Annotated in this window: 23 protein-coding genes and 1 riboswitch; of the genes, 12 read left to right on the top strand and 11 right to left on the bottom strand. The window is 73.6% G+C overall.

Going from position 1 to position 22,422, the window contains the following annotated elements:
* Positions 1-96: 96 nt before the first annotated feature.
* On the bottom strand, positions 97-153 hold the full coding sequence (locus ACFYWG_RS15215; RefSeq protein ID WP_079033853.1) for a trp operon leader peptide: 57 nt from the start codon (positions 151-153) through the stop codon (positions 97-99).
* 97 nt (positions 154-250) lie between these two features.
* Between ACFYWG_RS15215 and ACFYWG_RS15220 the strand changes: the two genes are divergently transcribed.
* A complete protein-coding gene (locus tag ACFYWG_RS15220; protein WP_376323689.1) occupies positions 251-1,603 on the top strand; it encodes a class II 3-deoxy-7-phosphoheptulonate synthase in 1,353 nt (450 codons plus the stop codon).
* 156 nt (positions 1,604-1,759) lie between these two features.
* Positions 1,760-1,984 (top strand): bacterioferritin-associated ferredoxin, encoded by a 225-nt coding sequence (locus ACFYWG_RS15225; protein WP_376323691.1) that lies wholly within the window; start codon positions 1,760-1,762, stop codon positions 1,982-1,984.
* A gap of 9 nt (positions 1,985-1,993) precedes the next feature.
* Here ACFYWG_RS15225 and bfr read toward each other — a convergent pair whose 3' ends face one another.
* Positions 1,994-2,470, bottom strand: a complete 477-nt coding sequence (gene bfr / locus ACFYWG_RS15230) for a bacterioferritin (protein ID WP_376323693.1) — start codon at positions 2,468-2,470, stop codon at positions 1,994-1,996.
* Between the two features lie 173 nt (positions 2,471-2,643).
* Between bfr and ACFYWG_RS15235 the strand changes: the two genes are divergently transcribed.
* Positions 2,644-3,294 (top strand): sulfite oxidase-like oxidoreductase, encoded by a 651-nt coding sequence (locus ACFYWG_RS15235; RefSeq protein WP_389201607.1) that lies wholly within the window; start codon positions 2,644-2,646, stop codon positions 3,292-3,294.
* A gap of 38 nt (positions 3,295-3,332) precedes the next feature.
* On the opposite strand, the gene ACFYWG_RS15240 is transcribed toward ACFYWG_RS15235, so the two are convergent.
* The 5 genes from ACFYWG_RS15240 to thiO all read right to left on the bottom strand — a co-directional run bounded on the left by ACFYWG_RS15240 (position 3,333) and on the right by thiO (position 8,477).
* Positions 3,333-4,211 (bottom strand): deoxyribonuclease IV, encoded by an 879-nt coding sequence (locus ACFYWG_RS15240; protein ID WP_383503517.1) that lies wholly within the window; start codon positions 4,209-4,211, stop codon positions 3,333-3,335.
* A gap of 59 nt (positions 4,212-4,270) precedes the next feature.
* The gene (pknB, locus tag ACFYWG_RS15245) at positions 4,271-6,205 is read right to left on the bottom strand and encodes a Stk1 family PASTA domain-containing Ser/Thr kinase (protein WP_389201610.1); all 1,935 of its coding nucleotides are present in this window, start codon (positions 6,203-6,205) and stop codon (positions 4,271-4,273) included.
* A gap of 102 nt (positions 6,206-6,307) precedes the next feature.
* Complete coding sequence (locus ACFYWG_RS15250; protein WP_376323701.1) at positions 6,308-7,105, bottom strand: thiazole synthase; 798 nt, start codon at positions 7,103-7,105, stop codon at positions 6,308-6,310.
* A gap of 2 nt (positions 7,106-7,107) precedes the next feature.
* On the bottom strand, positions 7,108-7,308 hold the full coding sequence (gene thiS, locus ACFYWG_RS15255; RefSeq protein ID WP_389201614.1) for a sulfur carrier protein ThiS: 201 nt from the start codon (positions 7,306-7,308) through the stop codon (positions 7,108-7,110).
* Complete coding sequence (gene thiO / locus ACFYWG_RS15260) at positions 7,305-8,477, bottom strand: glycine oxidase ThiO (RefSeq protein ID WP_389201616.1); 1,173 nt, start codon at positions 8,475-8,477, stop codon at positions 7,305-7,307. Before thiO ends, thiS begins: the two co-directional genes overlap by 4 nt.
* Positions 8,475-8,586, bottom strand: a riboswitch (TPP riboswitch). (Overlaps the previous gene by 3 nt.)
* A 52-nt stretch (positions 8,587-8,638) precedes the next feature.
* Between thiO and ACFYWG_RS15265 the strand changes: the two genes are divergently transcribed.
* The 6 genes from ACFYWG_RS15265 to ACFYWG_RS15290 all read left to right on the top strand — a co-directional run bounded on the left by ACFYWG_RS15265 (position 8,639) and on the right by ACFYWG_RS15290 (position 14,057).
* Positions 8,639-8,989, top strand: coding sequence for a hypothetical protein (locus tag ACFYWG_RS15265; RefSeq protein WP_389201618.1), 351 nt, complete (start codon positions 8,639-8,641; stop codon positions 8,987-8,989).
* A 32-nt stretch (positions 8,990-9,021) separates the two neighbouring features.
* On the top strand, positions 9,022-10,263 hold the full coding sequence (locus ACFYWG_RS15270) for an NAD(P)/FAD-dependent oxidoreductase (protein ID WP_383503520.1): 1,242 nt from the start codon (positions 9,022-9,024) through the stop codon (positions 10,261-10,263).
* Between the two features lie 87 nt (positions 10,264-10,350).
* Positions 10,351-10,716, top strand: a complete 366-nt coding sequence (locus ACFYWG_RS15275; protein ID WP_328772257.1) for an Rv2175c family DNA-binding protein — start codon at positions 10,351-10,353, stop codon at positions 10,714-10,716.
* Positions 10,717-11,374: 658 nt separating this feature from the next.
* Complete coding sequence (gene thiE / locus ACFYWG_RS15280; protein ID WP_383503521.1) at positions 11,375-12,043, top strand: thiamine phosphate synthase; 669 nt, start codon at positions 11,375-11,377, stop codon at positions 12,041-12,043.
* Positions 12,044-12,156: 113 nt separating this feature from the next.
* Complete coding sequence (gene metF / locus ACFYWG_RS15285) at positions 12,157-13,080, top strand: methylenetetrahydrofolate reductase [NAD(P)H] (RefSeq protein WP_383503522.1); 924 nt, start codon at positions 12,157-12,159, stop codon at positions 13,078-13,080.
* A 56-nt stretch (positions 13,081-13,136) separates the two neighbouring features.
* The gene (locus ACFYWG_RS15290; RefSeq protein WP_389201621.1) at positions 13,137-14,057 is read left to right on the top strand and encodes a hypothetical protein; all 921 of its coding nucleotides are present in this window, start codon (positions 13,137-13,139) and stop codon (positions 14,055-14,057) included.
* A 15-nt stretch (positions 14,058-14,072) separates the two neighbouring features.
* On the opposite strand, the gene ACFYWG_RS15295 is transcribed toward ACFYWG_RS15290, so the two are convergent.
* From ACFYWG_RS15295 to ACFYWG_RS15310, 4 genes are all read right to left on the bottom strand, one after another.
* On the bottom strand, positions 14,073-15,560 hold the full coding sequence (locus ACFYWG_RS15295) for a phytoene desaturase family protein (protein ID WP_389201623.1): 1,488 nt from the start codon (positions 15,558-15,560) through the stop codon (positions 14,073-14,075).
* Between the two features lie 506 nt (positions 15,561-16,066).
* Positions 16,067-16,696, bottom strand: coding sequence for a TetR/AcrR family transcriptional regulator (locus ACFYWG_RS15300; protein ID WP_369196203.1), 630 nt, complete (start codon positions 16,694-16,696; stop codon positions 16,067-16,069).
* A gap of 47 nt (positions 16,697-16,743) precedes the next feature.
* On the bottom strand, positions 16,744-18,828 hold the full coding sequence (locus tag ACFYWG_RS15305; protein ID WP_383507795.1) for a YhgE/Pip family protein: 2,085 nt from the start codon (positions 18,826-18,828) through the stop codon (positions 16,744-16,746).
* Positions 18,800-19,786, bottom strand: a complete 987-nt coding sequence (locus ACFYWG_RS15310; protein WP_389201626.1) for an ATP-binding cassette domain-containing protein — start codon at positions 19,784-19,786, stop codon at positions 18,800-18,802. The genes ACFYWG_RS15305 and ACFYWG_RS15310 overlap by 29 nt, the downstream gene beginning before the upstream one ends.
* A gap of 146 nt (positions 19,787-19,932) precedes the next feature.
* Between ACFYWG_RS15310 and ACFYWG_RS15315 the strand changes: the two genes are divergently transcribed.
* The 3 genes from ACFYWG_RS15315 (at position 19,933) to ACFYWG_RS15325 (ending at position 22,194) form a co-directional block, all read left to right on the top strand.
* Positions 19,933-20,496 (top strand): SAV_6107 family HEPN domain-containing protein, encoded by a 564-nt coding sequence (locus ACFYWG_RS15315; RefSeq protein WP_389201628.1) that lies wholly within the window; start codon positions 19,933-19,935, stop codon positions 20,494-20,496.
* A 190-nt stretch (positions 20,497-20,686) separates the two neighbouring features.
* Positions 20,687-21,523 carry a methyltransferase gene (locus ACFYWG_RS15320; RefSeq protein WP_383507788.1) on the top strand — a complete coding sequence of 279 codons (837 nt, stop codon included), beginning with the start codon at positions 20,687-20,689 and terminating at the stop codon, positions 21,521-21,523.
* Between the two features lie 266 nt (positions 21,524-21,789).
* Entirely contained in the window at positions 21,790-22,194 is a 405-nt protein-coding gene (locus tag ACFYWG_RS15325; RefSeq protein ID WP_376323727.1) for a DUF3040 domain-containing protein, read from the top strand.
* Positions 22,195-22,422: the final 228 nt, after the last annotated feature.

Here is a 22,422-nt window from a genome sequence, read left to right on the forward strand (position 1 = left end):
GTGCTCCTTCTCAGAGGTACTCGGAGGAGGAACGGACCCCGGGAACACCGAAGGCCGCCCCTCGGGCGGCCTTCGCGAAGTGTGGGATACGCGCAGTCAGCGGGCCGCCGGATGAGCGGTCCACCACCAGTTCTGGATCGAGTGCGCGAACATGTCCCGCACCCTACCGCACGTCCGAGGGGTGTACCCCGCGTCTCATTTGCTGGGCACGGGTCGGGAGGCCCGTGCCGGACCCCGTAGGGTTGAGGGCGTGACCGTGAACGCTAAGACCAGCCCCACCGCTGGCAACACCTGGCGAGACCTGCCCGCGGCGCAGCAGCCCGAGTACCCCGACACCGAGGCTCTGCGCGCAGTGATCGCGGACCTCGAGTCGTATCCGCCGCTCGTCTTCGCGGGCGAGTGCGACCAGCTGCGCGCCCGGATGGCGTCCGTCGCCAAGGGAGAGGCGTTCCTCCTCCAGGGCGGCGACTGCGCCGAGGCCTTCGACGCGGTGTCCGCGGACCACATCCGCAACAAGCTCAAGACCCTGCTCCAGATGGGCGCGGTGCTCACCTACGCCGCCTCCGTGCCCGTGGTGAAGGTCGGCCGCATCGCCGGCCAGTACTCCAAGCCGCGCTCCAAGCCGACCGAGACGCGCGACGGCGTGACCCTGCCGACCTACCGCGGCGACTCCGTCAACGGCTTCGACTTCACCGAAGAGGCCCGCGTCCCGGACCCCGAGCGGCTGAAGCGGATGTACCACGCCTCCGCCTCCACGCTGAACCTGGTCCGCGCCTTCACCACCGGCGGCTACGCCGACCTGCGCCAGGTGCACGCCTGGAACCAGGACTTCGTGAAGTCGTCCCCGTCGGGGCAGCGCTACGAGCAGCTGGCCCGCGAGATCGACCAGGCGCTCAACTTCATGCACGCCTGCGGGGCCGACCCGGAGGAGTTCAAGACGGTCGAGTTCTACGCCTCCCACGAGGCGCTGCTGCTGGACTACGAGTCCGCCCTGACCCGGGTCGACTCGCGCACGGGACAGCTGTACGACGTCTCCGGCCACATGGTGTGGATCGGTGAGCGCACCCGGCAGCTGGACCACGCGCACATCGAGTTCGCCTCGAAGATCCGCAACCCCATCGGCATCAAGCTGGGTCCGACGACCACGGCCGAGGACGCGCTGCAGTACATCGACCGCCTCGACCCGGAGCGCGAGCCCGGCCGGCTGACCTTCATCGTCCGCATGGGCGCCGACAAGGTCCGCGACAAGCTCCCCGAGCTGGTCGAGAAGGTCACCGCCTCCGGCGCCACCGTCGCCTGGGTGACCGACCCGATGCACGGCAACACCTTCGAGGCGGCCTCCGGCCACAAGACCCGCCGCTTCGACGACGTGCTCGACGAGGTCAAGGGCTTCTTCGAGGTCCACAAGGCGCTCGGCACCCACCCGGGCGGCATCCACGTGGAGCTCACCGGCGACGACGTCACCGAGTGCGTGGGCGGCGGCGACGAGATCTTCGTCGACGACCTGCACCAGCGCTACGAGACGGCCTGCGACCCGCGGCTCAACCGCAGCCAGTCGCTGGACCTGGCGTTCCTCGTGGCGGAGATGTACAGGGACCAGTAACGGGTCCGCCTGTTACCGGGGCAAGCACTGGGGCGCGGATCACACGATCCGCGCCCCTCACCGCTTTTCCGCCCCGGGCCCGACGGGTAAGGTTAGGTTTGCCTCACCGATCAGCGGGGACGGCATTCAGAACGACCCCGTCGGGAGGTGGACCGCGTGTACGTCTGCAGTTGCTTCGGCATCACCGAGCAGCAGGTCAAGCAGCACGCGGACGACGGCGCCTGCACCCCCCGCCAGATCGCCTCCGCCTGCAAGGCGGGCACGGACTGCGGGTCGTGCGTCCGCCGGATCCAGGCGATCCTCGGCAGGGGCGCATGCCCGCGCCGCGAGCTGGCCGACCGCGGCGAGCCCGTCCTCACGGAGCTGGAAGACGCCGCCTGACGGCGTCGCTCAGCTCGGCTGCTCGATCTGCTGCGCGATGTACAGCGCCTCACCCAGCTTCTCGATGAGTTCCAGCTGCGTGTCCAGGTAGTCGATGTGGTGCTCCTCGTCCGCGAGGATGTCCTCGAAGATGTTCGCGGAGGTCACATCGCCCTTGGCGCGCATCACCTCGATGCCGCGCTTGAGACGGTCGATCGCCTCGACCTCGACCTGGCGGTCGGCCTGGAACATCTCGGTGACCGTCTGGCCGACGCGCACGTGGAAGAGCCGCTGGTAGTTCGGCAGGCCGTCCAGCATCAGGATCCGCTCGGTGATCCTGTCCGCGTGCTTCATCTCGTCGATGGATTCTTCACGCGTGTACTTGGCGAGCTTGGTCCAGCCCTTGTTGTCCTGGATCCGGTAGTGCAGCCAGTACTGGTTGATCGCCGTCAGCTCGCCGGTCAGCTGCTCGTTGAGAAATTCGAGGACCTCGGGGTCGCCCTGCATCGCAGAGGCTCCTTCCACGCGGGGGACTGGCAGGTGCGCCGCATGATTCCACTGCGGACGATGATCGTCCAGTAAGTGTTCACTTAGTAAGTTAGGGCATGCTTAGTCCAATTCGCCCGAGTTTGAGGTAGGCCCGGTCAGGGGCATCACCCCGGGTCTGTCAGGATGGAGTCATGGGTCAGCCGCTGGGACACGAATCGGGAGAAGGGCGCGATTCGGCAGGAGCCACGCAGCCCGCGCTGCCCCCGGGACAGCGCGTACAGCGCGGCTGGCCGGTCACGCACTACGGCCCCGTCCCCAAGTTCCGGCCCGAGCGCTGGGAGTTCCGGGTCTTCGGCGCCACCGCCGGCGGCGGCAAGCACTGCTGGACGCACGAGGAGTTCACGGCCCTGCCCCACACCACCGTGGTGGCCGACCTGCACTGCGTCACCAAGTTCAGCATGCTGGGCGCCGAGTGGGGCGGCATCCCCGCCCGGACGATCCTCGACCTCGCCCCGCCCGCCGCCGACGTCACCCATGTGATGGTGTGGGCCGAGTACGGCTTCAGCTCCAACCTGCGGCTGTCCGACTTCGCCGCCGAGCAGACCGTGTTCGCCACCCACAAGGACGGCGAGCTGCTCACCGCCGAGCACGGCTTCCCGGTCCGGCTGATCGTGCCCCACCTGTACGCCTGGAAAGGGCCCAAGTGGGTGCGCGGCGTGGAGTACATGACCGCCGACCGGCGCGGCTTCTGGGAGGAGCGCGGCTACCACAACATCGGCGACCCCTGGCGCGAGCAGCGCTACTCGTACCAGGAGGAACCGGGGGACGGTCCCGGTCTCTGAGACCGCCGCGGCCTCCGCCGGCCGTCGCGCGGCCTCGGTCAGCCGTCGCGCAGCTTCTTCAGCCGCTCCACGTCCGCCGCGTGCCCCTGCCTGCCGCCCGGTGTCTCGATGACCAGCGGCACGCCCTCGGTCGCCGGATGCGTCATCAGCGCGCGGAACGGGTCCTCGCCGATGTGGCCGACGCCGATGTTCTCGTGCCGGTCCTTGTGGGCGCCGGCCACGTCCTTGGAGTCGTTGGCGTGGATCAGCTTCAGCCGGCCCTCGCCGACCGTGTCCACCAGCAGGTCCAGCGTCCGGTGCATGCCGTCGGGGCCGGTCAGGTCGTGCCCGGCGGCGAACACGTGGCAGGTGTCCAGGCACACGCCGAGCTTCGGATGGGCGTCCAGCGCCTCGAAGTACGGGCCGAAGTCCCAGGTCCGCGAGCACAGCGAGGCGCCCTGCCCGGCGGTCGACTCCAGCAGCAGGAACGGGTCGTCGTCGTGGGTGAGTTCGTCCAGCAGCGGCAGCAGGTGCTCCCGGACCTGCCGCAGCGCCACCTGGCGCTCCCGGCCGCCGGTGGCGCTGCCGGTGTGGACCACCACGCCCCGCGCCCCGATCGCCCGCCCGCGCCGCAGCGAGTGCCGCAGGGACTCGACGGACCGCTCGACCGTCGCCTCCGTGTGCGAACCGAAGTTGATCAGGTAGGGAGCGTGCACGTACGCGGGGATCCCGCCGTCCTCGCAGGCCGCGCGGAACGCCTCGTCCTGTCCGGGGTTCCCGGCCGGGGTGGCCCAGCCGCGCGGGTTGGCCACGAAGACCTGAACGGCCTCCGCCTGCAGGTCACGGGCGTACGACAGGCCGACGCGGTGGAGACCGCCGGCCACGGGGACATGGCCGCCCACAGGGTTGCGGGCCGGGCCGGACAGCTGAGGAGTCACCCGTCCAGGGTGGCATGCCCGCGACCCCGCCCCGGCCGCGGGCTCCGCGCCCGCGGCCGTCACCCGATCTCGATCGTGATCGTCGAGCCCTCCGGCGCGCGCTCGCCGCCCTCGACGGACTGCCCCTTGACGGTGTCGCCGAACAGGCCCAGCAGCCCGCGGTCCTCGTCCACCTCGAAGCCCGCCTCCTCCAGCGCGCGGGTGGCGTCGTCGACGCTGTCGCCCACCACGTCCGGAACCTCGATCATCTCGGGGCCCTTGGACACCGTCAGCGTCACCGTGTCGCCCTCGGCCACCCGGCCGTCGGCCTTCGGGCTCTGCGCGGCGACCTCGCCCTGCTCGAACTCGGCGGAGGCGACCCGCTCCTCGGCGACCTTCACCTTCAGCCCGGCCTCCTCCAGCTCCGCCTGCGCGTCGGCCAGGTCGTCACCGGTGACGTCGGGGACGTCGACGGGGCTGCCCTTGCTGACGACGAGGGCCACGGCCGTGCCCGCGCGCACCTTGGTGCCGTCCGCCGGCTCGGCGGAGACGACGGCGCCGCGCGGCACGTCGTCGCTGAACTCCCGGGTCACCATGCCGGGCTCCAGGCCGTCGTCCTTCAGCAGGGACCGGGCCTCGGCCAGCTTCCGGCCGGCCAGGGCGGGCACCCGCACGGTCTCGGGGCCGTCGGAGACGGTGATGCTCACCGCGTCGTTGCCGCGGATGCGCGCCCCGGTCCTGGGGTCGCTGCTGATGATCCGGCCGCGCTCGACGGTGTCGCTGTGGGCGTGCTTCACCTTGCCCAGCTCCAGCCCGGCGTCCCGCAACCGGTCCTCGGCCTGGTCCTGGGTCTTCGCCAGCAGCGGCGGGACCTCGGTGAACTGGCCGGAGTTGATGTACCACACGCCCGTGCCGACGCCCAGCACCAGCAGGAGGGCCACCACGACCGCCGTCGGGCCGCGCCGCACCGCCCGGCGGCGGGCCGGCGGGTCCGGGGGCGGGGACGCCAGACGGCTGGTGCGGTTCAGCTCCGCCTCGGGCGCCCCGCCGTCCCCGCCGGCGGATCCCGGGCGGGGAGTCGTCAGCGCACGGGGGATCACGCTCGTGCGGTCGTCGGCGTTGTCGTGGTGGGGTGCCAGCGCCTGCGGCGGCACCGCGTCCAGCTGGTCGCCGGTGAGCCGGGCCCGTCCCTCGCGGACCTGCGCGAGCAGCGCCACCGCGTCGTGGGGGCGGACGTCCGGGGTGCGGGCGGTCGCCGAGGCGACCATCTCGTCGAGCTCGTAGGCCAGGCCCGGCACGGCGGCCGAGGGCGGCGGGACGTCCTCGTGCAGGTGCTTGTAGAGGATCACGGCGGGGGAGTCCCCGTCGTGCGGCTTTTCCCCGGTGAGCATCTCGTACAGCATCACGCCGCACGCGTAGACGTCGACGCGGGGGTCCGCGGTGCCGTTCTCTATCTGCTCCGGGGCGAGGTAGGACACCGTGCCGAGGACGGTGCCGGTGGTGTTGGTCACCGTGTCGACGGCCCTGACCAGGCCGAAGTCGGCGACCTTCACCCGGCCGTCGTCCCCTATCAGCACGTTCTCGGGCTTCATGTCGCGGTGCACGAACCCGGCGCGGTGGGCGGCGCCCAGGGCGGCCAGCACCGGCTCCAGGATGTCCAGGGCGGCACGCGGCTGCAGCGCCCCCCGCTCGCGCAGCACGTCCCGCAGGGTGCACCCGGCGACGTACTCCATCGCGAGGTAGACGTACGCGCCGTCGGTGCCCTGGTCGAAGACCTGCACCACGTTCGGGTGGGACAACCGGGCCACCGACTTGGCCTCGCGGATGAAGCGCTCGACGAACGAGGCGTCGACCGCGAGCGAGGGGTGCATCACCTTGAGCGCGAGGATCCGGTCGAGGCGGGTGTCCACGGCCCGGTAGACCGTGGCCATCCCGCCGACCGCGATCCGCGCGTCGACGCGGTACCGGCCGTCGAGCACCTGCCCGACCAAGGGGTCCTGAAGGGTCGTGTCCACGCAGGCGAGTGTACGAGCCGTGACCGACAGGCCCGTCTCCTCGGCCGTTTTCGCAGCGGTACTGCAGCGGACCTGTGACGTGCCCCGGGGCCGCGCGCGCCCCTACCCGAACGCGGGGCGTTCGGGGTCCAGGGCGGCCATGCCGCCGGCCGGCGACGAGGCCCGGGCGAAGTGCCGCCGCGGGATCCGGCCCGCCCGGTGGGCCAGCCGGCCCGCCTCCACGGCGTGCCGCATCGCGTCGGCCATCAGCACCGGCTCCTGCGCCCGCGTCACCGCCGAGGCCAGCATCACGCCCGCGCACCCCAGCTCCATCGCCAGCGCCGCGTCCGACGCCGTCCCGGCGCCCGCGTCGAGGATCACCGGCACGCGCGCGTGCTCCACGATCAGCTCGAAGTTGTGCGGGTTGCGGATGCCCAGTCCCGACCCGATCGGCGAGCCGAGCGGCATGACCGCCGCGCAGCCCACGTCCTCCAGCTTCCGCGCGAGCACCGGGTCGTCGTTGGTGTACGGCAGCACCGTGAAACCGTCGTCGACCAGTGTCTCGGCCGCGTCCAGCAGCTCGATCGGGTCCGGCAGCAGGGTGCGCTCGTCGGCGATGACCTCCAGTTTGACCAGGTCCGTGCCGAGGGCCTCGCGCGCGAGGCGGGCGGTGAGGACGGCCTCGCCGGCGGTGAAGCAGCCCGCCGTGTTGGGCAGCACCCTGATGCCGAGCCGGTCCAGGACGGACAGCACCGAGCCGTGCACGGAGGCGTCCACCCGGCGCATCGCCACCGTCGTCAGCTCCGTGCCGGAGGCGATCAGGGAGCGCTCCAGCACGTCGAGGCTGGGCGCCCCGCCGGTCCCCATGATCAGGCGGGAGGTGAAGGACGTGCCCCCGAGGACGAACGGATCGTCGGCCATGGTCAGCCTCCCTGGACGGCGGTGAGGACTTCCACGCGGTCCCCCTCGGACAGCGGCGTGGCGGTCCACTGCGTGCGCGGGACGACGGTTTCGTTGAGGGCGGCGGCCACCCCCGAGGGCGAGGTGGTGAGGGACCTCACGACGGCGTCGAGGGCCGTGCCGGGCCGGACGCGGCGGGGCTCGCCGTTGACGGAGATGTTCATGCGGGCTGCTCCGTGAGTGCGGGGGCGGTGCGGAAGCGCTCGGGGGTGAAGGGGCGGGCCTCGGCGGGCAGTTCGCCCGTGGTCAGGGCGTGCGCCAGGACGTCCCCGGTCACCGGTGTGAGCAGCACGCCGTTGCGGTGGTGGCCGGTGGCCAGCAGCAGTCCGTTGAGAGCCGTCGGGCCGAGCAGCGGGGCGTTGTCCGGGGAGGCGGGGCGCAGCCCGGCCCGGGTCTCGGTCAGCGGCAGTTCGGTGATGCCCGGCACCAGCTCGTGGGCGTCGCGCAGCAGCTCGTAGACGCCGCCCGCGGTGACGGTGGTGTCCCAGCCCAGCTCCTCGCTGGTCGCCCCGATCACCAGCTCGCCGCTCTCGCGCGGCACGAGGTAGACGTGGCTGCCGCGCACGACCGCGCGCACGGTGCGGCTCAGGAACGGCCCGTGCCGCGCCGGCATGGTCAGCCGCACGACCTGGCCCTTCACGGGCCGTACGGGCGGCAGCACCTCGTCCGGGACGCCCGCGAGCCGGCCGCTGAGGCTGCCCCCGGCCAGCACCACCCGCCCCGCGCCCAGCGCGGTCCCGTCGTCGGTGACCACACCCGCGGCCCGCTCCCGTACGACGGTGAGCCGCTCGGCCCAGGCGCGGTGCAGGGCCACCCCGGCCCGCTCGCACGCGGCGACCAGCGCCCCGGCCAGGCGCCGGGGGTCGATCTGGTGGTCGCCGTCGACCCGCAGCCCGCCGCGCACCCCCGGCGCGAGCATCGGCTCCAGCCGGCGGCACTCGCGACCCGACAGCCACTGCGAGTCCAGCCCCGACCGCTGCTGGAGGGCGTGCAGTTCACGCAGGTGCGCCCGGTCGTCGGCGTCGAGGGCGACGGCCAGGGTGCCGCAGCGGCGGTAGCCGAGGTCGTGCCCGGTCAGTTCGGTCAGCTCGGCCGCGAAGTCCGGATAGCGGCGGGCGGAGGCGAGGTTCAGCCCCAGCAGGGTCTGCTCGCCGTAGTGCAGTTCCGTGACGGCGGCCAGCATCCCGGCGGCGACCTGGGCGGCCCCGCCGCCGGGTTCGGGATCCACCAGGGCCGTGGTGAACCCGCGCTGCGCGGCCCGCCAGGCCGTGACCAGGCCGATGATCCCGCCCCCGACGACGAGGACGTCCGGTGTGGTGGACGTGCGCGACATGGGCGTCCAGCCCCTCCCTTCGCCGGCATGACCCGGATCAGGTTCGTACGGTCGGAGGCCGCCAGCCTCCCTCTCAGCCCGGTGCGTCCGGGCTCCCGCGAGTGCTCTACGTTGGCCACCCTAGCCCGATCCCGCACCCCGCAGTAAGGGAGCCTCCGCGCATGGCCCGATCCCTCGACGGTCTCGTCCTCGCCCCGGTCGCCGACCAGGCACCCGGCCAGGTCGGGACGTCCACCCGGTTCACCTACCACGAGCGGGAGGGCCAGGTCTGGGCCGACTACGCGGGCGGGGACGTCGTACGCGGGCATCTCGTGGGTATCCGGGAGGGTGACAGGCTCGACTTCCGCTACGTCCAGCTCCGGCGGGACGGCACCACCGCCTCGGGGCACTGCGTCTCGACGGTCGTGGAGCTGCCCGACGGGCGGGTGCGGCTGGAGGAGACCTGGGAGTGGGAGTCCCGGCCGGGCAGCGGCACGAGCGTTGTGGAGCAGGTCACGGCGCACGAGCACTGACTGACGAAGCGTCAGGTGTCTATGGTGATCAGGTGAGCGAGCAGACGCAGGAACCAGGCCCGTCCGCGCCGCGGCGCGTGGTCGTGGCGGGCGCGGGCATGGCCGGGGTGCAGACCGCGGTCGCCCTGCGCGAGCAGGGCTTCACCGGCACCGTGACCCTGATCGGCGCGGAACCCCACCAGCCCTACGACCGCCCGCCGTTGTCCAAGGCCGTCCTGCTCGGCAAGGCCGAGGGCTCCGCCTTCGACGTGGACTTCGAGGCCCTGGGCATCGGACTGCGCCTCGGCTGCGAGGTGCTGGGCCTGCGCCCCGGCGACCACGAACTGGACACCGAGGTGGGACCGGTGCCCTACGACGTCCTGGTCGTCGCGACCGGCGCCGAACCGGTCCGGCTGCCCGGCACGCAGGACGTGCCCGGTGTGCACCTGCTGCGCACCCTGGACGACGCCGAGCGGCTGCGGCCGGTGCTGGCCGCCCGGCACGAGATCGTGGTCGTCGGCGCGGGCTGGATCGGCGCGGAGTTCGCCACGGCCGCGCGCGAGGCCGGCTGCTCGGTGACCGTCGTGGAGGCCGCCGGCCGTCCCCTCGCCGACGCCCTGCCCCCCGAGGTCGCCGCGCCGATGGCCCGCTGGTACGCCGACGCGGGCGCCTCCCTGCGCACCCACGCGCGCGTGCAGCGGGTCGAGCCCGGCGCGGTCGTCCTGGACGACGGCTCGCGGCTGCCCGCGGAGGCGGTGGTGGTGGGCATCGGCGCCCGACCCGCCACGGCCTGGCTGTCCGGATCCGGTGTGGCCCTCGGCGCCCACGGCGAGGTCGTCGCCGACGCGCACCTGCGCACCGGCGTACCGGACGTGTACGCGGTCGGCGACTGCGCCTCCTTCCCCTCGGGCCGCTACGGCGAGCGCCTGCTGGTGCACCACTGGGACAACGCCCTGCAGGGGCCGCGCACGGTCGCCGCGAACATCGTCGGCCGCGCCTCGGGCGCACCGCCCGCGGTGTACGACCCGGTGCCGTACTTCTGGTCCGAGCAGTTCGGCCGGTTCGTGCAGTACGCCGGGCACCACGCGGCCGCCGACGCGCTGCTGTGGCGGGGCGACCCGTCCGGGCCGGCCTGGACGGTGTGCTGGCTGCGGGGCGAGCGGCTGGTCGCCCTGCTGGCGGTCGGCCGCCCCCGGGACCTGGCGCAGGGCCGCCGCCTGATCGAGTCGGGCACGCCGATGAACCCGGTGCTGCTGGCGGACCCGGCCAGGCCGATGAAGGCCGCCACGGCCTGAGGACGCGGCCGGAGCGGAGCGGGCCGTTCCGCCCGGGTGGACCGGGTCGGCTTCCGACTGTCGGTGGCGGATGGCAGGCTTGTTCCCGTGACCGAGATTGACGCAAAGATCGATGCTCTCGTCCCCGCCTGGCTCACCCTCCCCGACATCGCCGAGCAGCTCGGCGTCGAGGTGACGCGTGTGCGGCAGCTGGTCAAGGAGGGCCAGCTCATCGCCGTACGCCGCGGTGAGAACCGCGCGCTGCACGTCCCCGCCGCCTTCATCGACGGGGACAAGGTCGTCAAGGGCCTCACCGGCACCCTGACGCTCCTGCGGGACGACGGCTTCACGGACGAAGAGATGCTGGAGTGGCTCTTCACCCCCGACCCCAGCCTGCCCGGCACCCCGGCGCAGGCGCTCAGCGAGAATCGCGGCACGGAGGTGAAGCGCCGCGCCCAGGCGCTCGCGGTCTGACCCGGACTCCACGGGAGAACCGTCCGGTGTCGCGTGAGCGGGACCGGACCTGAACAGCAGCCCGGTGCGGGGCCGTGACCCCCGGGGTCACGGCCCGGGACCGGGCCGCGCCGTTTGACGGCCGGCGGATCCCGGCCGGGTCTCCTTACGGGCAGCTGGATTCCGGCCGGACCTTCTCAGGTGCCGGCGCGGACCCGCCGTGCCCTCTCCGGGCGCCCGGGTGCGGGCCATGCCCCAAAGGCCCCCGGAATCCGGCCGTGTCCTGCCAGGGCCCGGGAGGGCGCACCCCGCCGGCTGCGCGCATGCACGGCCGGGGCGGGCGGACCCCTCTACGGCCGCCCGGTTGCCGACGGCCCGGCCGGCTGCGCGTAAGGTGCCCGGGTCGGGCCCGGACGGGACGCGCCCGCACGGCCGGGAACCGCCCGGCGGCGAGGGCGCCCCGATGACGGGACCGCACCGGCCCACCCGGGCCTCCCGCCCGCACGCACCGGGCGCGCACGCGGCACCGCCCGCGCGCCGACCGGCCGGGCGCCGCGCCCGCCCACCCGCGGCGTACGGGCGAGGCCGCCCGCGCCGACCACCCGGGCCCCCCGGCCCCCGCATGCTCCGCACGGGCGCGCGGGCGGGGCCCGCGCCACCGACACCGAGGGGGACTCGTATGACCGGCACCGCACCCTCCGCAGCCGCCACCGCCCGGGCCCGGCTCGCCGACGCCCGGCTCTACCTCTGCACCGACGCCCGCAAGCGCCAGGGCGACCTTCCCGCGTTCCTGGACGCCGTACTGGCCGGCGGCGTCGACATCGTGCAGCTGCGCGACAAGGGCATGGAGGCGGCCGAGGAACTGGAGCACCTGGAGGTGTTCGCCGAGGCCTGCGCCCGGCACGGCAAGCTGCTCGCGGTCAACGACCGGGCGGACGTCGCCCACGCCGCCGGCGCCGACGTCCTGCACCTGGGCCAGGGCGACCTCCCGGTCCCCGCGGCCCGCGCGATCCTGGGCGACGACGTCCTGATCGGCCGCTCCACCCACGCCGAGCCGGAGGCCGCCGCGGCCGCCGGCCAGGAGGGCGTGGACTACTTCTGCACCGGCCCCTGCTGGCCGACCCCCACCAAGCCCGGCCGGCACGCCCCCGGCCTGGACCTCGTCCGGTACACGGCCGGTCTCGGCACCGACCGCCCCTGGTTCGCCATCGGCGGCATCGACCTCGGCAACCTCGACCAGGTCCTGGACGCGGGCGCCCGGCGGGTCGTCGTCGTGCGGGCGATCACCGAGGCGGGCGACCCGGGTGCGGCGGCGGCCGAGTTCGCCACGCGCCTGCGGGAGCGCTGATCCCGCCTTCCTCCTGTCCAAGGGGTGGACAGGAGGATGGACAACAAGGGGACAAGAGGTGCAAAACCCCGCGCCCGGTTGGGGGACCGACCACCCCTGGCTAACCTGCCGGTATGGCCCTCGGCACCGCATCCGTCAGATCGGACCACGCTCGCACCGTGCGCGACATGCTCGCGACCGGGAAGACGACGTACTCGTTCGAGTTCTACGCGCCCAAGACCCCGAAGGGCGAGCGGAACCTGTGGAACGCGCTGCGCCGGGTCGAGGCGGTGGCGCCCGACTTCGTCTCCGTGACCTACGGCGCGGGCGGTTCCACCCGCGCCGGGACGGTCAAGGCGACCGAGGCGATCGCCTCCGACACCACCCTCACGCCGATCGCCCACCTCACCGCGGTCGACCACTCGGTGGCCGACCTGCGCAACATCATCGGCCAGTACGCGGACGCCGGGATCCGCAACATGCTCGCCCTGCGCGGCGACCCGCCCGGCGACCCGATGGGCGACTGGGTGCCCCACCCCCGGGGCCTGGCGTACGCCGCCGAACTCGTCGAACTGATCAAGGCGTCCGGCGACTTCTGCGTCGGCGTGGCCGCCTTCCCGGCGATGCACCCGCGCTCCGCGGACTGGGAGACCGACGTCCGCCACTTCGTCGACAAGTGCCGCGCGGGCGCCGACTACGCCATCACGCAGATGTTCTTCCAGCCGGAGGACTACCTCCGGCTACGGGACCGCGTCGCGGCCGCCGGCTGTGAGACGCCGATCATCCCCGAGGTCATGCCGATCGCCAGCGTGCGGACGCTGGAGCGCATCGGCTCGCTGACCAACGCCGCGTTCCCCGCCGTCCTGAAAGAGCGGATCCTCACAGCACAAGACGATCCGGCCGCTGTACGCTCCATTGGGATCGAGTTCGCCACGGAGTTCTGTGCGCGGCTGCTCGCCGAAGGCGTGCCCGGGCTGCACTTCATCACGCTCAACAACTCCACGGCGACCCTGGAAATCTACGAGAACCTGGGCCTGCACCACCCACCGCAGGCCTAGACCGTTCGCACCGGCATACGACACACTGCGTAACGGCCACTGGGAGAGGGGCGTACATGGGCTGGGCGGTCCTCTACATCGCGTTCGGCATCGTCGCGCTGTGGCTGCTGGGCGAGGTGCTCCTGCAGTACAAGGCGCGGCTGCGCTGGCGTCTGCTGGCCTTCGTCGGGTTCCTCGGTGTCGTCGTCGGTGTCCTGATCCCGTCGGTCGTGGTGATCGGGCTGGGCGCGGCCGCCTTCGCGGTCGGGCAGACCTACGTCACCCTGTCGTTCCGCAGCGGCTTCGCGGCCGGCTGGGCGGTCAGCGCGCCGGTGCTCGGCGGCAGCAAGCGCCGCCGCGGTGAGCGCGGGCGCCAGGAGCCGACCCTGGAGGTCTCCGGCCTGGAGGCCGAGGGCGGCTACGGCGACGAAGGCGCCGGCCGCGGCCGGGACATCGACGGCTACGGCCAGGACGACGACCACGACGACGTCTTCACGCCGATGCGCCAGGGCCGCGCGGCCGACGACGCGAGCACCGACGTCTACGAGCCGCAGCCCCTGCCCGACGACACCGGCACCTACGGCGTCTACGGCGACACCGGCCACCCGGGCCAGTCCCACGACCAGTACGCGGCCCAGGGCGCCGACCAGTCCTACGCCTACGACTACTCGGGCTACGGCCAGCAGCAGGGCTACGACAGCACCGGCCAGCAGCAGTACGCGGCCTACTCGGACCCGTACATCGGCTCGTCGCACTACGCCGGGACCGGCTACGACACCGGCTACGCCGACCAGCAGTACTACGGCCAGCAGGGCTACGGGCAGGACGCCTACCCCGGCACCTACGGCGGGGAGACACCGCCCGGCGGGGTGTGGGTGCCGCAGCAGCGCAGCACCGACGAGTACGGCCAGGAGCTGCCGCCCGAGCAGCACTACCCGTACCAGGGCGGCGGGCAGCAGCCGCAGGGCAACGGCTTCGACGAGCAGTACCGTTTCTGAGGCCGCGGCCGCGGGTCACTGCGAGCCGCGGAACCTGGGCCCCTCCACGATCAGTCCGGCCACCAGCGCCCCCGACATGCCCGCGTGCGGCAGCCCGCCGCCGGGGTGCGCCCAGCCGCCGACGGCGAACAGGCCCCGCACGGCGGTGGTGTTGGACGGGTGCAGCAGCCGCCCGCCGGCCGCCGCCAGCGCCGGGACCGGCACCGCGCCGCCCTCCGCGCCCGTCGCGTCCGCGATGTCGGCCGGGGTGCGCAGTTCCCGCCAGAGCACGCGCTCACGCAGCCCGGGCACGGCACGTCCGGCCGCGGCCACCATCCGTTCGGCCAGGTCCTCCCAGGACCGGTCGGTTTGCGCGGGGACGACCGCGGTGACGGTGACCGCCTCGTGGCCCTCGGGGGCCGACCGTTCGTCGCCCGGCCGCAGCACCGTCACCGTCGGCTGACCGGCGGGTTCCGCCGCGCCGAAGAGGGCGTCCAGCTCGGCCGCGCGGTCCGGGGCGTGCACCACCGTGCGGTGGGCCGTGCCCTCGGGGCGGGCGCCGCGCAGGGCGAGCAGGACGGTCAGCCGCGCCGCCGCCGCCGGCTGCGGGGCCACCCCGCCGTCGTCGCGCGGGGTCCGGCCCGCCAGCCGGTCCAGCGTGCCGGGGGAGACCCCGGCCACCACGTGGTCGGCGTCCACGGCCGTCCCGTCGGCCAGTTCGATCCCCGCGACCCGGCCGTCCTTCTCCAGGACCCCGCTCACCTCGACACCGAAGTGGAACGCGACCCGGCGGGCCAGGCACCGCTCGTACACGGCCCGTGCCAGCTCCCGCATCCCGCCGCGCACGTACCAGACGCCGAACGCGTGCTCCATGTACGGCAGGACCGCCGCGCTCGCGGGCGTGGTGCGCGGGTCCAGGCCCTGGGTGAGGGCGTGGCCCTCCAGCAGTGCGGCCAGCCGCGGGTCGCGCAGTTCCCAGGCGCCGACCTCGGCGAGGGTGCCCGCCCTGCGGGTGCGCAGCAGGCGCTTGTGCGGCACCGCCGGGTAGGGCTCGCGCTCGGCCAGCACCTGCCAGTTCGGCCACAGCGGCTCCTCCAGGAGCGGCCGCCGGGTCCGGTCCCACGCCTCGCGCGCCCGGACCAGGAAGTCGCCCCACCGCTGCCCGGCGCCCGCGCCGAGCCCCTCGTCCAGGGCGGCGACCACACCGGCGCGCGAGGCGTTCGGCAGGGACACCGCCGTACCGTCCGCGAACACGTGGCGTGACGACGGGTCCACCTGGACCAGTTCGGCGCACGCCTCCAGCGGCTCCTTGCCGGTCTTGACGAACAGGTCGCGGTAGACGGCGGGCAGCGGCAGCAGGCCGGGGCCCGTGTCGAAGGAGAACCCGTCGCGTGCGAAGCGGCGCAGCGCCCCGCCGTAGGTGTCCGTCCGCTCGTACACCGCCACCCGGTGGCCCGCGACGGCCAGCCGGGCGGCGGCCGCCATCGCGCCCATCCCGGCGCCGATCACCGCAATCCGTGCCATGGCAGGGACTTTATCCGCCCTGGTCCGCGCGGGTTTCGCGGGCCGCCTCCGAGTACGGGCGCGGACGTGATCGCCACCAGGCGGCCCCCGCGCTTGGTGGGGGCCGCTGCGCAGCCGTGAGTACCCCTACCTATGCCGGGAGTTGAGTAGCCGCGCGGATGGGCCGCCACCTGCCGGGACGCGAGAGTGGAGGCACGGAGAGGGGCACGGCTCCGGCACCGGCGGCACGGGGCGCCGGAACGGAGCCGGCCCGCGATCCGCTCCTTCCGCCGGCGGAGCCGGCGGGAGCGAGGCACGGGGGAGCACGACCGGAGGACCCGGGAGGACCGGGCCGTCCGGGAGCACCGGGGGACGACCGCGAGGGGGATCCCGCGGGGGGACGCACGGGGGAGCACAGAAGGCGCCGGTACGGGACGGCCCGCGGGGGACGCGGCCGACCCGTACCGGCGCCTTCGCGTGACGCCGGCGTCCTCCGGTGGGGCCGATGTCCGGGGTGGGGGTGGCGGTCAGCGGCAGCCGCTCACGCGGCCCTGGAGCAGGCGGGACAGCGCCGCGTGCACGTCGTCCAGGGAGCGCTCCGGCTGGAACGACTTCCAGTCGAGGGCCGCCACCAGGACCATGCCGACCAGCGCCGCCGCCGTCAGCGGCACGTCGATCTCCTCGCTGAACTCGCCGTTGCCGACGCCCTCGCGGAGCACGTTCTCCACCACCGCGACGGCCTGCTGCCGGACCACCATCAGCGTCGACTGCCAGGCCCGGTTGGTGCGCCACAGCTCCGCCACGTACAGCTGCGTGAAGGCCGGGTAGCGGTCGATGAAGACCAGTCCCGCGCGGATCATCGCGTCCAGGGCGTCGACCTTGCTGCCGCCCCGGCCGGCGGTCTGCTCGGCCGCGTCCCGCAGGGAGGCGGTGAGCAGGCCGACGCCGTGCCGCAGCAGTTCCTCGAAGAGGACGGACTTGCTCGCGAAGTTGTAGTACACCGTGCCCTTCGCGACTCCGGCACGCTCGGCGATCTCGTCCACGGTCGTGGCGGAGAACCCCTGCTCGGCGATGAGCGTGACGGCCGCTTCGTAGAGCTTCTGCCGGGTGGCCTCGCGGCGCGTGCTGCCGCCCGACGCGGCACTGCTGCTTTCCATGGCCCTGATTGTCACAGGAACCTCTCCGGGAGAAGTGGCGGAGGCACTCACAGGGTCAGCTCCGGGTGCAGCCGGTCCAGCGTCCACACCTGGCGCCTGCGGGCCGCCACGGCGGTCAGCGCGAGGGCGCCGGCGGTGAACGCGGTCAGCACCGCGCACGCCTGCCACACCGGCCCGAGACCCCCGCCCGTGATGAGCCGGCGCAGCGCCTCCACGACGTAGCTCATCGGCAGGTACGGGTGCAGCGCGTTGAAGAAGCCGGGGCTGGTCTGCACCGGGTAGGTGCCGCCCGCCGAGGTGAGCTGCAGCATCAGCAGCGCCAGGACGAGGATCCGCCCCGCCGCCCCGAAGCGCGCGTTCAGCCACTGCACGATCGCCGCGAAGCACGCCGTCACCAGGAACAGGAAGGCCACCGTCCCGGCCGCCCGGACCATTTGCAGGCCGACGGCCCAGTGCAGCACGGACATCAGCGCGACGGTCTGCAGCACCCCGATCGCCACCACCGGGAGCCAGCCCGCCAGCGCGATCCGCCAGGCCGGGGCGCCCGCCGCGAGGGCGCGCCGGTTCATCGGCGTGATCAGCATGTACGCCACCATCGCGCCCACCCACAGCGACAGCGGGATGAAGTACGGGGCGAAGCCGGTGCCGTAGTTCGGCGCCTTGTGCAGGTCGTGCGAGGCCAGCCGCACGGGGTCGGCCATGACCTCGGTGCGCCGGTCGCGGTCCTGCTTGTCGTAGTCGGGGATCTTCTCCGCCCCGTCGTGCAGGCCCCCGGCGAGCTTGCCGGAGCCGCCGACGAGCTTGTAGATGCCGCCGTTGAGGTCGTCCGCGCCCGTCTTCAGCTCCCCGACGCCCTCGTCCAGGTCGGCGGCACCGGTCTTGGCCTTGCCGAGTCCCGTGTGCAGCTTCTTCGCCCCCGCGGCGACCTTCGCCGCGCCCTCGTTCAGCTTGTTGATCTTCTTGACGGCGTCGTCGAGGTCCTCGGCCAGGTGCGGTGCGCGGTCGGCGAGCGCCCGGGACTGCTTCTGCAGGGTGGCGAGGTTCTTGTCCAGCTTGTCGAGGTCGCCGTCCTGGTCCGCGATCAGCGTGTCGAGGTCGTCCGCGACGAGGGTGACGTCGGCGGCGGCGTCCTTGGCCTTCTCCAGGTCGGCGCAGGCCGCGTCGGGCAGCGCGGGGTCGTCGCAGCGCCGGGCGTACACGTCGCTCAGTGTCGCGGAGGCGGCGCGGGCGCCCTTGGCGGCGGTGGGTGCGCTCTTCACCAGGGTGCTCAGGTGCTTGCGCACCACGCCCGAGGAATCGGCGACCAGCCGAGCCGTGTCACCGATGATCTTCTCGTTGTCCTTGAGGAACGGGCTCACCCTGCCCGCCGGGCCGTTGATCCGGTCGGCGAGCTTCTGCGTGCCGTCCGCGACGCCCCGGGTGCCGTCCTCCACGGCACCGGCCCCCTTGGTGAGCTTCGTCAGGGCGGCGGACAGCTCACCGCTGCCGTCCTTGGCGTCCCGCAGCCCGTCGGCGAGGTCCTTGGAGCCCTTCTCGGCCTTGCCGATACCGCCCTTGAGCCGGTCGGCGCCCTCCGCCGCCTTCACGGTCTCGCCGTGGATGTCGGAGAACGACACGAAGATCCTGTCCAGGAACTTCCGCGAGGTCTTCGTGGACGCGGCCTGCCGGACCTCGCTGAAGACCGTCCGGGAGATCTGCCCGACGATGTAGTTGTTGGCGTCGTTGGTGCGCACCCGGAGGGCACCGGTCTCGGGCGACTCGCCGGAGCTGGAGGCGATGCGCGCGCTGAAGTCGGCGGGCATCGTGAGCGACAGGTAGTAGGTGCCGTCCTCGACGCCCCGGCGGGCCTCTTCGGCGCTCACCTCGCGCCAGTCGAAGGTCTTGCTGTCGTGCAGCCGCTCGGTGATGTCGTCGCCCGCTGTGATCCTCTTGCCGTCGGCGGTCGCGCCCCTGTCGTCGTTCACCAGCGCCACGGGGATCCGGTCCAGCCGGCCGTACGGGTCCCAGAACGACCACAGGTACAACGCCCCGTACAGCAGCGGCAGGACGAGCAGCGCGACCAGTGCGGCCCGCGGCAGCTTCCCCCGGCCGAAGCGGCGCAGCTCAAGCGCGGCGAGTTTCGGCGAGCGCATCGCCCTTCCCCTCTTCCCGGCCACCCGGGCCGTCCTCGGCGGTGCGGGAGCCGCCCGCGGTCTCCGTGCCGTCCGCGGTGGGCGTGCCGTCCGCGGATCCGGTGGTCGCGGTGGGCTCGGGTTCGGTGGTGCCGGTGGCTCCGGCAGCGGTGGTGCCGGCGGCCTCGGCAGCGGTGGTGCCGGCGTCCGGTCCGTCACCGGCGGCCCGCACGGCCTCGTCGTCCCCGCCGCCGCCCTCGCCGCCGTCGCCCGTACGCGTGGAGAGCCGCACGGTTCCCTCCGGTGCCTCGCTGCACACCGCCACCACCGTGGTCCCCGCGTCGGCTACAGACCTCAACAGGGTCCACAGCTCGGCCCGTTCGGCCTCGGCCAGCTTCAGGTCCGCGTCGTCGACGCCCAGCAGACGCGGCCGGGCGATCAGCGCCAGGGCGACCGACAGCCTCAGCGCCTCCAGCCGCTCCAGGTCGCGCACCGCCGTGCGCGGCCCCTTGGGCAGCGCCTCCAGATCGAGACCCGAGGCCTCCAGTGCCTCGTCGACACGGCGCTGCGACTCCGCCGCCCGGTCACGGCGAGGGCGCAGCAGCCCGCGCAGCGAGCCGCCGAACCACTGCTGGAGCAGCGCCCGTTCGCGCAGGTGCTCGCCGACCGTCAGGGCGGGGTCGAGGTCGGTGACCCCCGGCACGTGTGCCAGCGCGCTGAAGCGGCGCACCGCCGACACCTGCTGGGGCAGTCGCGCCCCACCCACCTCCGCCGTGCCCTCCGCGGCCTTCATCCGCCCCGTCAGCGCCAGCAGCAGGCACGTGCGGCCGGACCCGGACGGGCCCTCGACCGTGACGAGCGATCCCGGCGCGGCGTCGACGGACATCCCGCGGACCGCCCAGCCCCGTGGCCCCTTGACCCCCAGGCCGTCGGCGACGATCCGCACCCCTCCCGTCCGTTCCCCCACGAGACTCCCCATAATTTGAACTGACTGGTCAGTGCAAAAACTACTCCGAACCGGCGAGCGAGGCAAAACCGCAGGTCGGATCGGATTGTCAGTGCCATACCGCACGATGGGGGCATACGGCACTGACGTGCCGTCACACAGACGACAGGAGGTTCGTCATGGCCAGCTACCACGCAGCAGCCGCCCGCCGGCGCCGCGCCTCCGGCCCTGCCCCCTCACTGACCGGCCCGGCGAGCGACGTCCACCCCGTGCTGCGCAGGGCCTCGGCCCCGCCGGCCGCCCTCGACCTGCTCGCCCAGGCGCGCACGGGTCTCGACGAGGCCACCGTCCTGGAAACCCCCAACGAGCGCTACGCGACGGCCCACCTGGCCGCGCTGCGCACCGCCGCCGCCGTGCTCGCCGCCCGGGGCCGGCCCGAGACGTCACCCCGGGCCCGGGCCAAGATCCGAAGTGCCTGGGAGGTGCTCCCGGAGATCGCACCCGAACTGGCGGAGTGGAGCGCCCTCTTCGCCTCCGGCGCCCGGCGCCGCGCCCGGGCCGAGGCGGGCATCCCGGGTGCGGCCGGCGAGCGGGACGCCGACGACCTCATACGGGACGTGTCGATGTTCCTCCGCCTCGTGGAGCGCATGCTGGTCCTCCAGCCGGTGCTCCCGCAGCCCCGCCCGGACCAGGACCGGCCGGACGGGCCGCACGCGGAGCGGGACATGCCGGACGCGGGCTGACGGACCCCGGGCCACCGGCCGGTGACCTCGCGCCGCGCTCCTCCCGGAGCCGGGCATGCCGGTCGTGACGTCCGAGGCAATAGGGTGGGGGACGCCTGAGGTCTTCCCCGCCCGCTCGTACGGCACCGGGGGAGGCACCCCGTTCGCGCCGCCGTGCAAGAGGCGGTGCCGCGCCGAGGAGTCAACTGCCGTGCCGGACCCGATGCGCCCCCGCGCCTCACTCCGTACCGCCGTGGTCTGGGAGGTCCTCCAGGACGCCCTCGACCGCCGGGTCAAGGCCACGGGTCGGGAGTCGCTCGACGTCCTCGACACCGGAGGCGGCAGCGGCAACTTCGCGGTGCCCGCCGCACGCCTCGGTCACCGGGTCACGGTCGTCGACCCCAGCCCCAACGCGCTGTTCGCCCTGGAGCGCCGCGCCGCCGAGGCGGACGTCGCCGACCGGGTCAAGGGCGTGCAGGGCGACGCCCACGGCCTTCTCGACGTCGCCGAGCGCGGTGGCTACGACGTCGTGCTGTGCCACGGCGTCCTGGAGTACGTCGACGACCCGGCCGAGGGCATCCGCAACGCCGTGGCCGCCCTGCGCCCCGGCGGCGTGCTCAGCCTCCTGGCCGCCGGTCTGGGCGGTGCCGTGCTCGCCCGGGCCCTCGCGGGGCACTTCAAGGAGGCCCGGCAGGCCCTCGGCGACCCGAACGGACGATGGGGCTCGGGTGACCCCGTGCCGCGCCGTTTCACCGCCGAGCAGCTCACCGGCCTGGTCGAGGGTGCGGGCCTGCGGGTCGGGTCCGTGCACGGCGTGCGGGTCTTCGCCGACCTCGTGCCCGGCGTCCTGGTGGACACCGAGCCGGGGGCCCTGGAGGCGCTGCTGAAGCTGGAGGAGGCCGCGGCCGGGCTCCCCGCCTTCCGTTCCGTCGCCACGCAGCTCCACGTCCTGGCCGAGATCCCCGGGACCGATGAGACCACCGGGGCCGTTGAAACAGGCGATGCAGGTGAGGCTCCCGGTACCGCCGGGAACGGGACATCCTCCTGAGGCACCGCCGCTGATCAGCGGCGCGGCTGCGCATGGAGTACGCCACAGGCCCCCCGAATGGGGGCTTGGCGCCGTATGATCGAGGGAGACCGTTCCGGCATGACGGGTCGGCCGCCGGGGAATGGAAGCCTCAGCGAGCCGGACGTCCATGGCGGGTGCCGGTTGGCAATTGGCGCAGAGGGGCGGGTTTCACGGGGGCGATTCCCTGCCTATCCTGAAGGGACCCCCCGGGTCGCCCCCGGCGACTGCACGATGAGGAGGACTCCGTGCCGCTCTCGGAGCACGAGCAGCGCATGCTCGAGCAGATGGAGCGAGCGCTGTACGCCGAAGATCCCAAGTTCGCGTCGGCGCTCGAGGGAAGCGGGCTGCGTACGTACACCCGGCGGCGGGTCTACCAGGCGGTCGCGGGCTTCCTCGTAGGAATTGCGCTCCTCATGGCCGGTATGGTCGCCAAGCAGGTCTGGCTCAGTGTCGTGGGCTTCCTCGTGATGCTGGGCTGTGCCGTGCTCGCGGTGACCGGCTGGCGCAAGGCGCCCAAGCCGGGCGAGCAGCAGGCCGCCGGTGCCGCCGGAGGGCCGCAGGCCCGCCGTCAGGGCCGTTCGCGGCGCTCCATGATGGACCGCATCGAACAACGCTGGCAGAAGCGCCGGGACGAGCAGGGCGGCCATTAGCCCCTCGACCGGCCCGACCCGCCCCACGTGATCTCATGCGTCAGGGGGTGACCACCGCCGCGGTGGTCACCCCCTGACGCATGTCAGCACCCTGAGGCATGTCCGCTGCCGAGCCGCCCCTCCCCCCGGTCCTCGGAGCAGAGCCGTGTCGCCGCGGCGGCCGGGACCCTCTGCGCAGGGGCCGCTGCCACCGGGCCGGGCCGGAAACTGCTGTCACGAGGCCGAGCC

The sequence above is a fragment of the Streptomyces sp. NPDC003456 genome (assembly GCF_042878735.1).
In the GTDB taxonomy this organism is placed as follows: domain Bacteria; phylum Actinomycetota; class Actinomycetes; order Streptomycetales; family Streptomycetaceae; genus Streptomyces.

Coding starts and splice junctions, on each gene's coding strand:
- thiS (WP_389201614.1), bottom strand. CDS start 7,308: ATGAACATCTCCGTCAACGGCGAGCCCCGCCGCGTCCGGCCCGGCACG.
- ACFYWG_RS15305 (WP_383507795.1), bottom strand. CDS start 18,828: ATGCGCTCGCCGAAACTCGCCGCGCTTGAGCTGCGCCGCTTCGGCCGG.
- ACFYWG_RS15295 (WP_389201623.1), bottom strand. CDS start 15,560: ATGGCACGGATTGCGGTGATCGGCGCCGGGATGGGCGCGATGGCGGCC.
- thiE (WP_383503521.1), top strand. CDS start 11,375: ATGACCGGCACCGCACCCTCCGCAGCCGCCACCGCCCGGGCCCGGCTC.
- ACFYWG_RS15310 (WP_389201626.1), bottom strand. CDS start 19,786: ATGGGGAGTCTCGTGGGGGAACGGACGGGAGGGGTGCGGATCGTCGCC.
- ACFYWG_RS15290 (WP_389201621.1), top strand. CDS start 13,137: ATGGGCTGGGCGGTCCTCTACATCGCGTTCGGCATCGTCGCGCTGTGG.
- ACFYWG_RS15315 (WP_389201628.1), top strand. CDS start 19,933: ATGGCCAGCTACCACGCAGCAGCCGCCCGCCGGCGCCGCGCCTCCGGC.
- ACFYWG_RS15250 (WP_376323701.1), bottom strand. CDS start 7,105: ATGGCCGACGATCCGTTCGTCCTCGGGGGCACGTCCTTCACCTCCCGC.
- thiO (WP_389201616.1), bottom strand. CDS start 8,477: ATGTCGCGCACGTCCACCACACCGGACGTCCTCGTCGTCGGGGGCGGG.
- ACFYWG_RS15265 (WP_389201618.1), top strand. CDS start 8,639: ATGGCCCGATCCCTCGACGGTCTCGTCCTCGCCCCGGTCGCCGACCAG.
- bfr (WP_376323693.1), bottom strand. CDS start 2,470: ATGCAGGGCGACCCCGAGGTCCTCGAATTTCTCAACGAGCAGCTGACC.
- metF (WP_383503522.1), top strand. CDS start 12,157: ATGGCCCTCGGCACCGCATCCGTCAGATCGGACCACGCTCGCACCGTG.
- ACFYWG_RS15235 (WP_389201607.1), top strand. CDS start 2,644: ATGGGTCAGCCGCTGGGACACGAATCGGGAGAAGGGCGCGATTCGGCA.
- ACFYWG_RS15300 (WP_369196203.1), bottom strand. CDS start 16,696: ATGGAAAGCAGCAGTGCCGCGTCGGGCGGCAGCACGCGCCGCGAGGCC.